Annotated in this window: 13 protein-coding genes; 6 read left to right on the forward strand and 7 right to left on the reverse strand. The window is 70.5% G+C overall.

Going from position 1 to position 14,562, the window contains the following annotated elements; all coding sequences use genetic code 11:
- Nucleotides 1-5: 5 nt before the first annotated feature.
- Nucleotides 6-1,127, reverse strand: a complete 1,122-nt coding sequence (locus QM728_RS08170; RefSeq protein ID WP_415031528.1) for a DUF4192 domain-containing protein — start codon at nucleotides 1,125-1,127, stop codon at nucleotides 6-8.
- A 54-nt stretch (nucleotides 1,128-1,181) separates the two neighbouring features.
- On the reverse strand, nucleotides 1,182-1,844 hold the full coding sequence (locus QM728_RS08175) for a hypothetical protein (RefSeq protein WP_415031529.1): 663 nt from the start codon (nucleotides 1,842-1,844) through the stop codon (nucleotides 1,182-1,184).
- Nucleotides 1,845-1,983: 139 nt separating this feature from the next.
- On the opposite strand from QM728_RS08175, the gene QM728_RS08180 reads away from it, so the two are divergent.
- Nucleotides 1,984-2,973, forward strand: coding sequence for a proteasome assembly chaperone family protein (locus tag QM728_RS08180; RefSeq protein ID WP_415031530.1), 990 nt, complete (start codon nucleotides 1,984-1,986; stop codon nucleotides 2,971-2,973).
- The gene (locus QM728_RS08185) at nucleotides 2,970-5,093 is read left to right on the forward strand and encodes a DEAD/DEAH box helicase (protein WP_415031531.1); all 2,124 of its coding nucleotides are present in this window, start codon (nucleotides 2,970-2,972) and stop codon (nucleotides 5,091-5,093) included. The genes QM728_RS08180 and QM728_RS08185 overlap by 4 nt, the downstream gene beginning before the upstream one ends.
- A gap of 18 nt (nucleotides 5,094-5,111) precedes the next feature.
- Here the strand turns inward: QM728_RS08185 and QM728_RS08190 are convergent, their stop codons facing one another.
- The gene (locus tag QM728_RS08190; RefSeq protein WP_415031532.1) at nucleotides 5,112-5,573 is read right to left on the reverse strand and encodes a hypothetical protein; all 462 of its coding nucleotides are present in this window, start codon (nucleotides 5,571-5,573) and stop codon (nucleotides 5,112-5,114) included.
- Nucleotides 5,574-5,680: 107 nt separating this feature from the next.
- Here QM728_RS08190 and QM728_RS08195 point away from each other — a divergent pair, with 107 nt between their 5' ends.
- The gene (locus QM728_RS08195) at nucleotides 5,681-6,139 is read left to right on the forward strand and encodes a nitroreductase family deazaflavin-dependent oxidoreductase (RefSeq protein WP_415031533.1); all 459 of its coding nucleotides are present in this window, start codon (nucleotides 5,681-5,683) and stop codon (nucleotides 6,137-6,139) included.
- On the opposite strand, the gene QM728_RS08200 is transcribed toward QM728_RS08195, so the two are convergent.
- The gene (locus QM728_RS08200) at nucleotides 6,123-7,076 is read right to left on the reverse strand and encodes a hydrogen peroxide-inducible genes activator (RefSeq protein WP_415031534.1); all 954 of its coding nucleotides are present in this window, start codon (nucleotides 7,074-7,076) and stop codon (nucleotides 6,123-6,125) included. The two genes, QM728_RS08195 and QM728_RS08200, sit on opposite strands and share 17 nt — an antisense overlap.
- A 111-nt stretch (nucleotides 7,077-7,187) precedes the next feature.
- On the opposite strand from QM728_RS08200, the gene QM728_RS08205 reads away from it, so the two are divergent.
- Nucleotides 7,188-7,775: a peroxiredoxin gene (locus tag QM728_RS08205; protein ID WP_415031535.1), complete on the forward strand. Its 588-nt coding sequence runs from the start codon at nucleotides 7,188-7,190 to the stop codon at nucleotides 7,773-7,775.
- Nucleotides 7,776-7,780: 5 nt separating this feature from the next.
- The gene (locus tag QM728_RS08210; protein ID WP_415031536.1) at nucleotides 7,781-8,308 is read left to right on the forward strand and encodes a carboxymuconolactone decarboxylase family protein; all 528 of its coding nucleotides are present in this window, start codon (nucleotides 7,781-7,783) and stop codon (nucleotides 8,306-8,308) included.
- An 81-nt stretch (nucleotides 8,309-8,389) separates the two neighbouring features.
- On the opposite strand, the gene QM728_RS08215 is transcribed toward QM728_RS08210, so the two are convergent.
- Nucleotides 8,390-9,625: an aspartate aminotransferase family protein gene (locus tag QM728_RS08215; protein ID WP_415031537.1), complete on the reverse strand. Its 1,236-nt coding sequence runs from the start codon at nucleotides 9,623-9,625 to the stop codon at nucleotides 8,390-8,392.
- A gap of 63 nt (nucleotides 9,626-9,688) precedes the next feature.
- On the opposite strand from QM728_RS08215, the gene hrpA reads away from it, so the two are divergent.
- Complete coding sequence (gene hrpA, locus QM728_RS08220; protein ID WP_415031538.1) at nucleotides 9,689-13,453, forward strand: ATP-dependent RNA helicase HrpA; 3,765 nt, start codon at nucleotides 9,689-9,691, stop codon at nucleotides 13,451-13,453.
- On the opposite strand, the gene nrdR is transcribed toward hrpA, so the two are convergent.
- Nucleotides 13,450-13,908, reverse strand: a complete 459-nt coding sequence (nrdR, locus tag QM728_RS08225) for a transcriptional regulator NrdR (protein WP_415031539.1) — start codon at nucleotides 13,906-13,908, stop codon at nucleotides 13,450-13,452. The genes hrpA and nrdR overlap by 4 nt on opposite strands.
- Before the next feature lie 43 nt (nucleotides 13,909-13,951).
- Complete coding sequence (locus QM728_RS08230) at nucleotides 13,952-14,443, reverse strand: LysM peptidoglycan-binding domain-containing protein (RefSeq protein ID WP_415031540.1); 492 nt, start codon at nucleotides 14,441-14,443, stop codon at nucleotides 13,952-13,954.
- Between the last annotated feature and the right edge of the window lie 119 nt (nucleotides 14,444-14,562).

Here is a 14,562-nt window from a genome sequence, read left to right on the forward strand (position 1 = left end):
CGCCGTCACACCGGACGCGGCCGGCCCAACGGCGGCAGCGCCACCCCGAGACCCGCGGCGACCGCGTAGGACTCGCTGAGGATCTCCCGCATCATCGACGGGTGCACCCCGTGGCACAGCGCGGAGTTGAGCAGTGTCGCCAACTTCCACGAATCGCACGCGTCCAGGGCGACGTCGAGGGCCACGCCCGCACACGCGCCTTCCCCGCCCAGGTAGTACAGGTGCGCCAGCATCGTCGCGGCACTCGCCCGCACCGTCCCCCGCGTGCGCCGCGTGAGGTCGCGCCACACGGCCTCGGCGACGAGGCGGTGCTCGCCGGCGCCGACCACGAGCAGCGCGTCGCGCACCCGGAGATTGCTCACCGCACGACTGAGCGTGTGCACCGTCGTGCAGGTCATCGCGGGTGCCTGCGGGGCCGTCACCACTTTGAGCGCGGCGCGCAGCAGCTTGGCATCGCCGGCCGGTGATCGGCTCTCCCGCATGGCGCGCGGGCGCCCGCCGCAGGCGGCGTCGGTGCAGTGTTCGACCGGTCCGAGTGAGTCGGTCATCTCCGCCCGGCTCGCCATCACCACCCGCCCGGTGTGCAACGAGCGCTCCAGCGCGACGGGTGAGGACTGCGGATCGCCCAGGAGACCACAGCCGAAGCCGGCGTCATCGAGGCCCATCGCGTCGGGCACCTCGGGGTCGCGGTCGGCCGGGCCGGCGCCGTCGAGCCCCCACCACGCGGTGTACCAGGGTCGGCCCGACTCGAATCGTTCGACGACGAAGCCCGCCCGCACGCCGCCGGGCACACCGGCCTCGGTGAGCGCCGCATCGGTCAGTTCCAGCATGGTGCGGTACACCCGCGACGGCAGGTCGTAACGATCGTCGACGATCGCGACGGCCGTGGCGACGATCCCCTCCCGCGCACACACCGAGGCGATGCTCATGAGCGTCGCGCGCATCTGGTCGGTGGGTCGGCCCTCACCGTCCAACAGCAGGTCGTGCCGGGCGGTGACCGCGATCGACGCACTCGCGTCGAAGGCCAACACCACCAGTGACCGCTCGGGCAGGAAGCCGAGCAGCCCGGGGATCGAGGTGAGCAGGGTCGTGGTGTCGAGCGAGAAGGTCGGCAGGCTATTCGTCATACAGACTGAGACGCAGCCCGCGGCCGAACGGTTCCGCGGCGAAAGAAATCCGCGTCAGCGCAACCCCTCCGCGGCCACCGCCTGCAGCAGCTTGACGAGCTCGGCGGTCGGCCGATCACCCGTCGCCGCCTTGCCGGTGATCCGCTCGGTCGCGTACACGCGGATCTTGCGGCGCTGGGCCACCAGCAGGACCGTCGTCACCGGATCGCCGGCGGCGGCCGTCTCGGTGCGCGTGTAGCCGAGGGTCTTCGCACCCGATACCGACGGCACGCCGTCGAGGATGCGCTGGACGATCCGCACCTCGCCTCGGCGGTAGTCGCCGCAGCGCCGGACGAGTTCGCCGAGATCGTCGAGGGAGTCGCCCATGCGGGTGATGACGGTCGTGTACGCCGGGGGCAGGCCGTCGGGAGTGGTGGCGCTGCCGAACGCCGTCTGCACCACGGTCCGGGCCGGCGTCGGCGATATCGGCTGCGGCGCGCAGTCCGCCGGGTCGAACTCGGCCCCCACCGGGTTGCCCGAGATGTCCCCGACGATGGCCGGCAGCTGCGCCGGCGGCACCCGGGTCACCGCGCTCGGATGGACCGGGAAGGCCGCGGGGGCGACGCTGCGGTCGGCCAGCGAGCCCACCGGATCGCCGTCGCCCGAACACGCCGAGGCCGTCACAACGACGGCCAGCAGCACTGCCGTTGCACCGACGTTCCGAGTCACTTTGGTCACTCCAATCACATCATTCACTGTGCCACCTGCCGGCCCGGAATACCAGTGCTCCGGTCGACGTTGTTATCCACAGGTATTCACGTAGCACGTCCCCGGCCCCGTCTGGGACAATCAGCCCATCCCCGAAAAGGAGGATCGAATGGTCTTCGAACCCGCCGAGCACGATCAGCCCGAGAACAGCTCGCTGTACGAGCTCGAGTTCCCCGAGCCCCAGGTCTCCCAGGAGAGCGGCGGCCCGGTGTTGATCCATGCTCTCGACGGATTCGCCGATGCCGGCAACGCGGTCGCCCTGGCCGCCCAACACCTGCGCGACAGCCTCGACGCCGAGCTCGTCGCCACCTTCCACACCGACGAACTCATCGACTACCGCTCGCGCCGACCGGTGATGGACTTCTCCGGCCAGGCGTTCACCGGCATCGAGATGCCCTCGCTGACCGTGCACGCCATCCGGGACAACGCGGGCAAGCCGTTCCTGCTGCTGTCGGGTTCCGAGCCCGACCTGCGCTGGGAGGGTTTCACCGCGGCGGTCCGCGGCCTGTCCGACCGCTTCGGCGTCAGCGACGTCGTCGGGCTCAACGCCATCCCGATGGCCGTTCCGCACACGCGACCGTCGACGATCACCGCCCACGGCAGCGACGTCGACTTCCTCGGCGACCTGCCGCGGTGGGGCTCGCCGATGAAGCTGCCCGCCAGCGCGTCGATGATGCTCGAACTCCGACTCGGCGAGCACGGCTACCGGACGTCGGGCATCTCCGTCCACGTCCCCCACTACCTCGCCCAGTCCGGGTATCCGGCCGCCTCGGCGCGACTCCTGGCCACGGTCGGCTCGCTGACCGGCCTCGATCTGCCCACGAAGGCGCTGGAGAGTGCCGCGGACACCCTGCGCGTCCAGATCGACAAGGAGCTGGAGGGCAACAGCGAGGTCTCCTCGGTCGTCGAGGCCCTGGAATCGCAGTACGACGCCTACACCGAGGCCGCCGACCAGCAGGCCTCCCTGCTCGCCGCGGACGAGCCGCTGCCCAGCGCCGATGAACTCGGCGACGAGTTCCAGCGGTACCTGGCCGAGCAGGCACGCGAGTCGGGCAACGACCCCGACGGCACCGAGTCGGGGTCCGACGAGACCGCGTGACCGACGCCCCCGAGTCCCACCCTGACGACACGATCGGCACCGGCCCCCTGCGGGTCGGTGCCGATCCGTCGTCGGCCTATGACGAGTTCGAGGAGTGGGCCGGGCGGGGCGGGCTGGAGCTCTATCCCCACCAGGCCGAGGCGCTGCTCGAGGCGGTGTCCGGCAGCCACGTCATCCTGGCGACCCCGACCGGCTCGGGAAAATCGCTCGTCGCGACCGGCGCCATCGCCTTCGCCCGCGCGCGCGGCGAGCGCGCCTGCTACACCGCCCCGATCAAGGCGCTGGTCAGTGAGAAGTTCTTCGCCCTGTGCGAGGTCTTCGGCGCCGACGAGGTCGGCCTGGCGACCGGCGACGCGACGGTCAACCCGGGCGCGCCGATCATCTGCGCGACCGCCGAGGTCGTGGCCAACATGGCGCTGCGCCACGGGCCCGATTCCGACATCGGCCTGCTCGTCGCCGACGAGTTCCACTATTACGGGGATCCCGACCGCGGGTGGGCCTGGCAGGTGCCGCTGATCGAACTCCCCGACACCCAGTTCCTGCTGATGTCGGCGACGCTCGGCGACGTCGACTTCTTCGTCGACGACCTCCGCCGCACCGGGCGTGACGTCGCCGCCATCACCGATGCGGTGCGCCCGGTCCCCCTGGAGTTCGAGTACACCCTCACCCCGATCCACGAGACCATTGAGAACCTCGTCGAAGCCGGGCGCGCGCCGGTGTACGTCGTCCACTTCACCCAGGCCGCCGCCGTCGAGCGGGCCCAGGCGCTGCTCAGCGCGAAGGTCGCCGACCAGGAGACCAAGGCGGCGATCGTCGACGCGATCGGCGACTTCCACTTCGGCACGGGCTTCGGCAAGACGCTGTCGAAACTGCTGCGCTCGGGCATCGGCGTCCACCACGCGGGCATGCTCCCCCGCTACCGCCGCCTCGTCGAACGCCTCGCCCAACAGGGTCTGCTGCGCGTCGTCGCGGGCACCGACACCCTCGGCGTCGGCATCAACGTGCCGATCCGGACCGTGCTGTTCGCCTCGCTCAGCAAATACGACGGCCGTCGGGTGCGGCGGCTGCGGTCCCGCGAGTTCCACCAGATCGCCGGACGCGCCGGCCGGGCTGGATTCGACACGGTCGGCTATGTCGTCGCGCAGGCGCCCGACCACGACGTCGAGAACGCCCGCGCTCTCGCCAAGGCCGGCGATGACCCCAAGAAGCAGCGCAAGATCGTCCGCAAGCGGCCGCCGGAGGGATTCGTCTCCTGGGGCGAGAAGACGTTCACGGCCCTCGCCGAATCTCCCGACGAACCGCTGCGCTCTCACTTCCGGATGACGACGGCCATGCTGATGGAGGTGCTCTCTCGGCCGGGTGATTGCTTCGCCGCGGTGCGCCACCTGCTGGAGGACAACCACGAGCCGCGCACCCGCCAACTCGGCCACATCCGGCACACGATCGCGCTGTACCGCGACCTGCTCGACACCGGCATCGTCACCCGGCTCGACGCGCCGGCGGCCGACGGCAAGGCCATCGCGCTGGCCGTCGACGTGCCCGAGAACTTCGCGCTCACCAACCCCCTGTCGGCCTATGCCCTGGCCGGATTCGACCTGCTCGACGGTGATTCGCCCACCTTCGCGCTGGACGTCGTCTCCCTCATCGAGGCCACCCTCGACGATCCGCGACCGGTCCTGCAGGCACAGCGGAAAGCCGCCCGCGACGCGGCGATGGCCGAATTCAAGGCGGCCGGCCTCGAATACGAGGAGCGCATGGCCCGGCTCGACGAGGTGACCTGGCCCCAGCCGCTCAAAGAATTGATCGACGAGTCCTTCGCGATCTACCGGCGCGGCCACCCGTGGGTGTCGTCGACTCCCCCGTCGCCCAAGTCGGTGCTGCGCGAGATGCTCGAGGCGGACATGACGTTCAACGAATTGATCGCCAAACACGGCCTGGCCCGCAGCGAGGGCGTTGTCCTGCGGTATCTGTCGGACTGCTACCGCGCGCTGCGCAGCGGCCTGCCCCAGACGCTGCTGGACGAGCCCGCGCTCGCGGACATCACCGAGCGGCTCGGTGCGATGATCCGGGAGACCGACTCCAGCCTTCTGGACGAGTGGTCGGAACTGGCCGAGGCGTGATCCCCGGCCGTTGCCGGACTAGACGCAGCGGAAGTTCGCGGTGCTCCAGTACATGGCGTTCGGCTGATCCGGCTTGCGCGCCGCATAGCCGGCGTCCCGGATGAAGTTCGGGCCGGTCGCCGGGGCGGTGGCCCCGCCGCGCGGGCGCACCAGCGTCAGCGCCACGATGCAACCGGTGCCGCCGCGCTTGGGGTTGAACGCCTTGGCCATCTCGGTGTTGTAGGCGGCCGGGTCCCAGAACGGGTTCAGGGTCCAGGTGCCCTCGTTGTGGAACTTGCGCGTCTGGGCGCGGTTCAACAGGAAGCCCTGCCACCAGGCACCGGTGGAGCTGGTGCCGGAGATCAGGGTCGGCGCGTACTGCGTGTAACGCGGTGCGGCCTCCGCGGCACCGGCCGCGACGGTCAGGGTCGCCGCCGCGGCGGCAGCGGCGGTCACGGTGGCCAGCGCGGCCTTGCCCAGGTTCTGCATTGTCGTCCTCACAGGTCGGGTTGTGTTCGTGACCACTCTAGGCAACCGGCGCCCGATCACCGACCACGGCTCGCCGAGAGCGGCGGAATACCTGCCTCCGCCACACCGTTGACCTGGGCATGAGTCAAAACTGGGAATCTCCTGACGACTACGCGCCGAGCACCTCCGACTGGGTGCGTGAGCAGGTCGAGGCGTATGAGGGTTCGGGCGGCGTTGCCGGGACCACGCTGCTCGACACCGGGATGCCGGTTGTCATCGTGACGATGCGCGGCGCCAAGTCGGGCAAGCTCCGCAAGGTCCCACTGATGCGCGTCGAGCACAACGGCGAGTACCTGGCCGTCGCATCCAAGGGCGGCGCCCCGGAGAACCCGCAGTGGTTCCACAACATCGTCGCGGATCCGCGGGTCAGCGTGCGCGACGAGACCGCGGTGGGCGACTACACCGCGCGGGAGATCACCGATCCCGACGAGCGGGCCGCGTGGTGGGAGCGGGCGGTCGCGGCGTACCCGCCGTACGCCGACTACGCGGAGAAGACCGACCGGCTCATCCCGCTGTTCGTCCTCACGCCGGCGCGCTGACCGGTCGGATGCCCGTCTGCGGCGCTGCCGCCGCGATCATCCCGGTGAGCAGCTGCGCGAAACGCCGATAGGCGTCGGTCCGCCCCGCGGACTCGCGGAAGGCCAGGCCGATGCGTCGACCCGGCTTCGGCGCGGCGAACGTCGCCGTCGCCAGCCGGCCGCCCGCCGTTTCGGCGTCGACGGCGGTGGCCGGGATCAGGGTCACTCCGAGGCCGCCCTCCACGCACTGGACCGCGGTGGCGAGCGAGGCGGCGCGCGTCTGCCCCAGATCGGGTCGGAATCCCGCCAACTGGCACACCTCCAGCGCCTGGTCGCGCAGGCAGTGGCCCTCGTCCAGGAGCAGCAGCGGCAACTCCGCCATGTCGGCCGGATCGACGCGTTTGCGCCCGGCCATCCGGTGGCCGACCGGAAGCGCGAGGACGAAGTCCTCGTCGTACATCGGCACCTCGGCGAGCCCCGCGCCCTCGGCGGGCAGCGCCAGCATCGCGAGATCGATCGCGCCGTCGCGCAACTGGTCCAGCAGTCGCGCGGTTTGATCCTCGACCACCTGCAGGGTCAGCTCGGGCAGTTCGGCGGGGATGCCGGCGAGGATCGCGGGCAGCACGTAGGGCGCCACCGTCGGGATGAGGCCCAGGCGCACGCCGCCGCGCAGCGGGTCCTCGGCGCCCCGCGAGGCCAGCAGCAACTCGTCCACGGCGCGCACGACCGCGACCGCTCTGGGCAGGAGCGCATCGCCCTGCGATGTCAAGAAGACACGCCGAGTCGTCCGTTCCACCAAACGCATGCCCAAGCCGGTCTCCAGCGCCGCCAGCGCCTGCGAGAGCGCCGGCTGACTGATCCCCAATTCCGTTGCGGCACTTCCGAAGTGGAGTTTTCTCGCCACCGTCACGAAGGCGCGCAGGCCCGCGATCGACGGCTGATAACTTTGATCGGTCATGGCTATCAATATAGTGCTAATCATCACGTAGACTTTTCGCGGGTGTTTCGTGAGAATTGATGGCAGCACTCCAGTAGTCCCGCTACCAACACATTCCAGGAGGAATCCCAGATGGCACTTCTGACGATCGGCGACCAGTTCCCCGCCTACAACCTGACCGCGGTGATCGGCGGTGACCTGTCCAAGGTCGACGCCCAGCAGCCCGACGACTACTTCACCACCGTTTCCAGCGACGACTACGCCGGCAAGTGGCGCGTGGTCTTCTTCTGGCCGAAGGACTTCACCTTCGTCTGCCCCACCGAGATCGCCGCCTTCGGCAAGCTGAACGACGAGTTCGCCGACCGCGACACCCAGGTCCTCGGCGCCTCGACCGACAACGAGTTCGTCCACTTCCAGTGGCGCGCGCAGCACGACGACCTGAAGACCCTCCCCTTCCCGATGCTCTCGGACATCAAGCGCGAGCTGGTCGAGGCCACCGGCGTGCTGAACGCCGACGGTGTCGCGGACCGCGCCACCTTCATCGTCGACCCGAACAACGAGATCCAGTTCGTGTCGGTGACCGCCGGCAGCGTCGGCCGCAACGTCGACGAGGTCCTGCGCGTCCTCGACGCCCTGCAGTCCGACGAGCTGTGCGCCTGCAACTGGAAGAAGGGCGACCCGACCATCGCCGCCGGCGAGCTGATGAGCGCGAGCGTCTGACCCAGATGAGCATCGACAACCTCAAGGAAGCCCTTCCCGAGTACGCGAAGGACCTCAAGCTCAACCTGGGCACCCTGAGCCGCACCACCGAGCTCACCGAGCAGCAGCTGTGGGGCGCGCTCCTGGCCAGTGCCGTGGCGACCGGCAACGCCACCGTTCTCGCCGAGATCAGCGCCGAGGCCGCCGACAACCTGTCGGGCGAGGCGTTCAACGCCGCGCTCGGCGCCGCGTCGATCATGGGCATGAACAACGTCGCCTACCGGGCCAAGAGCTTCCTCGGCCCCGAGTACGGCGAGGTGCGCATGGGTCTGCGGATGAACATCATCGGCAACCCCGGCGTCGAGAAGGTCGACTTCGAGCTCTGGAGCCTGGCCGTCTCGACCATCAACGGCTGCCATGACTGCACCGCGGCGCACGCCGACGTGGTGCGCAAGGCCGGCCTCACCAAAGAGCAGGTCTGGGAGGCCGTCAAGGTCGCCGCGACCGTCAATGGTGTCGCCGCGGCTCTCACCGCCAAGAGCGCGCTGAGCTAGGCACACCGGAACCGACACTGCCCCGGTCCGCGCAACCCGCGGATCCGGGGCAGCGTTGTATCCGGGGTGTCGGTGTCCGGGTCAGAGTTGCTCGAGCGCCCCGGCGAAGCGGCGGGCCAGGTCCCGCACCTGCTCGCTCGTCATGACGAACGAGGGGGACACCTGCAGGGCGCCCTGGCCGGCCGCGCGCGTCACGACCCCGGCTGCGCGGAGTGCGGCGACGGCAGTCGGCGCCTGTGCCGGGTCGGCCAGTTGGACGGCCGTCACCGCGCCGAGGCCCGTGCGGACCTCCGACACGGCGTCGAGGTCGCCCAACGGCGCGAAGGCGGCCGCCAGGTCTCCCTCGAGGCGCTTGGCCTCGTCGATCAGGTTCTCCCGCTCGAGGATGTCGAAGTTGGCCAGCGCGGCCGCCGCGGCTCCGGCGTGGCCGCCGTAGGTGTACCCGTGGCGCCACCACACGCCACCGGCGAAGAACGGCTCGGCGACGTGCGGGGCGGCGATCATCGCCCCCATCGGCACGTAGCCGCTGGTCAGGCCCTTGGCCGACGTGATCATGTCCGGTTCGAGGCCGAAGCGGCCCGACGCGAACCAGTCGCCGCCGATCCGGCCGTACCCGGTCACCACCTCGTCGGCGACGAACAGCACGTCATGGTCACGGCAGATCTCGCGCACCTCGCGCAGGTAGCCGTCCGGCGGCAGGTAGACCCCGCCCGCGCCGATGATCGGCTCGGCGAAGAAGGCCGCGATGTTGTCGGCGCCGACGCGTTCGATCAGGCCGAGCAGGCTCTTCGCGTCGTCCCACTCGACGGTCTCGGTGTCGGGCATCAGCGGATCCCCGTAGCCCTCCTTGTTCGGGAGGATGCCGGCCAGCGACGTGCCGGCCACGTGCATGCCGTGATACGCCTTGCTGCGTCCGACAACGATGCGCTTCGACGGTCGCCCCTGCTCGACCCAGTAGCGCCGCGCGAGCTTCACCGCGGTCTCCACCGCGTCGCTGCCGCCCGAGGTGAACATGACCTTGGAGCCGGGCACCGGCGCCTTGGCCGCGAGGCGCTCGGCGAGTTCGATGGTCGTGTCCGACGCGAAGTCGCCGAAGTTCGAGTAGTGCGCGATGGTCGACAACTGCTTGGCGACCGCCTCGGCGATCTCCGTGCGACCGTGGCCGACGTTGGTGAACCACAGGCCGGCCGTCGCGTCGAGGTACTCCTTGCCCGCGTCGTCGTAGACCGTCACCCCCTCGCCCCTGGTGATGACGAACGGACCCGAGGAGGTGACCGCGCCCATGTCGGCGAACCCATGCCACAGCGAGTAACTCATGCCTCCATCATGAAGGACGTCGCCCACGGCCCCGCAACCGGCCGGACGTAGGCTGGAAGAATCATGTCGCCGTCGCCCAAGCGTCGATCCCGCTCGGCAAAACCGCCGGTGGGGCCGTCCCCCGAAGTGGTCGCCGCGCGCCGCGCGCGCGTCCCCGAGCTGATCTTTCCGGCGGAGCTTCCGGTCAGCGCCTGCCGCGACGAGATCACCGCGGCGCTGCTCGCCCACCAGGTCATCGTCGTCGCCGGGGAAACCGGGTCCGGCAAGACCACCCAGCTGCCCAAGATCTGCCTGGCCGCCGGACGCGGCGTCAACGGCACCATCGGGCACACGCAGCCGCGGCGGATCGCGGCAACCTCGGTGGCGGAGCGGATCGCCGACGAGACGGGGACACAGATCGGCGAGGCCGTCGGCTACTGCGTGCGCTTCTCCGACCGGGTCTCCGACGAGACCCTGGTCAAGGTGATGACCGACGGCATCCTGCTGCGCGAGATCGCGGCCGACCCGATGCTGCGCGCCTACGACACCCTGATCATCGACGAGGCGCACGAGCGCAGCCTCAACATCGACTTCATCCTCGGCTTCCTGCGGCGCCTGCTGCCCCGGCGCCCCGACCTCAAGGTGATCATCACCTCGGCCACCATCGAGCCCGAGCGGTTCGCACGGCACTTCGCGACCGCCGACGACAGCGTGCCGATCATCGAGGTGTCCGGCCGCACGTACCCGGTCGAGATCCGCTACCGGCCGCCCGAACCGGAGACCGAGCTGGCCGCCCAGATCGACGCCGCGGTCACCGAGCTGTGGTCCGGCGCGACGGGCGACATCCTGGTGTTTCTGCCCACCGAGCGCGACATCCGCGACACCGCCAAAGCGCTGGCCCACCGGACCGCCGGCGGCGGCGAGATCGTGCCGCTGTACGCGCGGCTGTCCATCGGCGAGCAGCGCCGGGTGTTCACCCCGTCGAACGGCCGGCGCATCGTGCTGGCGACCAACGTCGCCGAGACATCGCTCACCGTGCCGGGCATCCGCTACGTCGTCGACACCGGCACCGCCCGAATCTCGCGGTACTCCACCCGCACCAAGGTCACCCGCCTGCCCATCGAGCCGATCTCCCAGGCCAGCGCCCGCCAACGCGCCGGCCGCTGCGGCCGTGTCGCCGCCGGCGTCTGCATCCGGCTCTACGACGAGGACGACTTCGACGCCCGTCCGCAGTACACCGATCCGGAGATCCTGCGCGCGAACCTCGCCGGGGTGATCCTGTCGATGGTGTCGTTGCGCCTGGGCGACATCGCCGACTTCGGCTTCGTCTCACCGCCGTCGCCACGGGCCATCGCCGACGGACTCGCCGAGCTCGGCGAACTCGGCGCCATCACCACGGCCCCGGACCGGGCGCCCAAACTCACCCCCGTCGGCCGCGCACTGGCCCGGATCCCCGTCGACCCGCGTCCCGCCCGCATGCTCGTCGCCGCCGATGAAGCCGGCGTGGTGGCCGATGTGCTGGTGATCGCCGCCGCCCTGTCGGTCCCCGACGTCCGCTTGCGGCCCGCCGACAAGCGCGAGGCCGCCGACGAGATGCACCGGCGTTTCGACGCACCGGGATCCGACTTTCTCGCGCTGCTGAACCTGTGGGACTACCTCGAGGAGATCCGCGGGGAACTGTCGGGCAACCAGTTCCGCCGCCGCTGCGAGCGCGAGTACCTGCATTGGACACGGATCCGCGAGTGGCGCGACCTGCACCGGCAACTGCGGCGGATCGCCGAGGGACTGGGCTGGTCGGTCAAGCGTGGCGGCGAGCGGGACGCCGACGCCATCCACCAGGCGGTGCTGGCGGGGCTGTTGTCGAACATCGCCGCCCGCAAACCCGACTCCAAGGAGTACCAGGGCGCGCGCAACACGACCCTGATGATCTTCCCGTCCTCGTCCCTGGCGAAGAAGCCGCCGGCGTTCCTGATGGCGGCCGAGGTCATCGAGACCTCGCGGACCTACGCGAGCACGGTTGCGCGCATCGACCCGGCGTGGGCCGAGCGCCTGGCCGGCGACCTCTGCAAACGCTCCTACAGCGAGCCGCACTGGTCGTCGAAGCGCGGCGCCACCATGGCGCATGAGAAGGTCACGCTCTTCGGCGTCACGCTGGTGGCCTCCCGCCAGGTCACCTACACCTCGATCGACCCCACGCTGTGTCGGGAGATGTTCCTGCGGCACGGACTGGTCGACGGCGACTGGCGCACCCGACACGACTTCTTCGCCCGCAACCGGGCCCTCCTCGACGACGCCGCCGACGTGGAGAACCGGGCCCGCCGCCGCGACCTGGTGATCAGCGCCGACCAGCTGTACGCGTTCTACGACGCCCGCATCCCCGCCTCCGTGGTCTCCGCCCGCCACTTCGACAGCTGGTGGAAGGACGAGCGGCGGGCCAATCCCGACCTGTTGGACCTGCGCCGGGAAGACGTGATCGACACGGGCGGCGTCGCCGAGGCCGACTACCCCGGGACCTGGGCCCAGGGCGAGTTGCGTCTGGCCCTGCGGTACAAGTTCGCGCCGGGCGACCCCGAGGACGGCGTCACCGTCGAGATTCCGCGAGAACTGCTCGCCCACGTGCGGCCGGCCGGCTTCGACTGGTCCGTGCCGGGCATGCGCGAGGATCTGGTCACCGCGCTGATCAGGACGTTGCCCAAACAGCTGCGCAAGCTCGTCTCGCCCGCCCCGCAACGCGCGCAAGCGGCACTCGCCCGCCTGACGCCGCGCAGCGAACCCCTGGTCACGGGCCTGGCCCGCGAACTATCGGCGATGACGGGCGCCACGATCACGCCGGGCGACTTCGACGTCGCGCGGGTCGATGACCACCTGAGGATGAATTTCGCCGTCGTCGACGCCGGCGGCCGTACGGTCGCGTCCAGTCGGTCGTTGGCCGATCTCCAGCAGGCCGGTGGGGCGCGCGGTCAGCGGGGCGCCCCCGAGCGAACCGACGCCGTGCGGGCCACGACGTGGACCGACGACACCTTCGGAGACCTCGCCGAATCCGTGACCGCCGAGATCGCCGGGCAGCGCGTCACCCGGTTCCCGGGGCTGACCGTGGACGGCACCGCCGTCGTCTCGACGATGTTCCCCTCGGCCGCCGCTCGCGACACCGCGCTGCACGGCGCGGCACTGAGCCTGCTCGACGCCGCGCTGCCGCCACTGCAGCGCAAGATCACGACCGGCCTGACCGCCGCGCAGAAGCTCGCACTGAGCCAGTCGCCCTATCCGTCGCTGGACGCCCTGCTCGCCGATTGCACGCGGTGCGCCATCCGCGGCGCGGTGACCGCCGAGCAGACGGCCCGACTCCGCTCACCGGCAGACTTCGCCGACCTGCGGCAACACACGGCGCCACGCGCCGCCCAGCAGGCGCCGGAGCTGTTCTTCACGGTCCTCGACATCCTCGAGCGCCTCCCGGCAGTCCACGGGGCCGTCGAGGCCCACACCGGCACCCTCGCCGCCGACGATGTGGCCGAGCAGGTCGACAACCTGGTGTTCGACGGTTTTGTGTGCGTCACGCCGGCGGCCCGGCTGGCCGACATCCCGCGGTATCTCGACGGCGCCGTCGCCCGGTTGGCAGCGGTCGCGTCGAACCCGGCCCGCGATCGCGATGCCACGGCGGCGATCGACCGGGTGATCGAGCACTGGAATCAGCGGCTGGCGCAGCTGCCCGAAGCGCGGCGGGACGCGTTCAACGACTACGCCCACTGGATGGTCGAGGAGTTGCGGGTCGGGCTCTACGCCCAACGACTGCGCACCGCGCACCCCGTCTCGGAGAAGCGCGCGGTGAAGGCGTTCGACGCCTTCGTCTAGGACCTGGCCCCGTGACCGGTCTTGAGGAGATCGATCTCGCGCTGGAAGTCGTCGAGCGAATCGAAAGACCGGTACACCGAGGCGAAGCGCAGGTAGGCCACTTCATCGAGGTCGCGGAGCGGGCCGAGGATGGCCAGTCCGACCTCGTTGCTGGGGACTTCGGCGGATCCGGAGGAGCGGACCGCGTCTTCGACCTGCTGGGCGAGTTGGGCGAGGGCGTCTTCGTCGACCTGCCGCCCCTGGCAGGCCCGGCGCACGCCCCGCATGACCTTTTCCCGGCTGAACGGCTCGGTGACGCCGTTGCGCTTCACGACGGCGAGCACGGCACTCTCCACGGTGGTGAACCGGCGCCCGCACTCCGGGCAGCTCCGCCGTCGGCGGATGGCCTGGCCCTCATCGGCGACGCGAGAGTCCACGACCTTGGTGTCCTCGTGCTTGCAGAAGGGGCAGTACATGCCCGCAACAATACCGGCGCGCCGCTCACGGTCTTCTCGCCGCTCAGCCGTAGACCGGTGCGACGAGCGCCTGTCCCGCGGCGAGCTCGGCACTCGCCATGCCGTTCAGCGCCCGGAGCTGGTTGATGACGGCCTGGCGCGACACCCCGGGGGCGACGCGCTCGGCGACCGAGTTCAGCGTCTCACCGCCGCGGACATGGACCACCGACGTCGACACCGGCTCGGGCGCGGTGGCTGCCGCGAAGTTGCCCCCGACGACGGCGAAGAACCACACCAGGCCGGCCAGTGCGGCACCGGCGAGGATGCCGGCGACCGCACGACGTCGAGCTAACGTGCGCTTCGACGGGGCGGGGACGGCGGCTCGGACGGGGCGGGCCGGGCCCGCGCACCGGCTCGCCACCGGGGTCGGCGCGGGCAGCCGGGTGTCGACCGGCCGGCGCCGCGTCTCGGGCGGGCGGGGTGCCGACGCGGGAACGTGGCGGGGCTGCGGCCGCACGGGGCGGACGGTCGGGCGGTGCATCACTGGAGCGCTCATCTGTTCGATCTCCTCGTTCGTATGTTCGATGAACTTATGTTCGAAGTTCTACCACGCCGGTCTGACAAAGTCCCGCGACACGTCGAACAAATGTTTGAGACATTCGAAAATATTCGCTA

The organism is Gordonia sp. (in: high G+C Gram-positive bacteria) (genome assembly GCF_047602025.1).
Lineage (GTDB): Bacteria > Actinomycetota > Actinomycetes > Mycobacteriales > Mycobacteriaceae > Gordonia.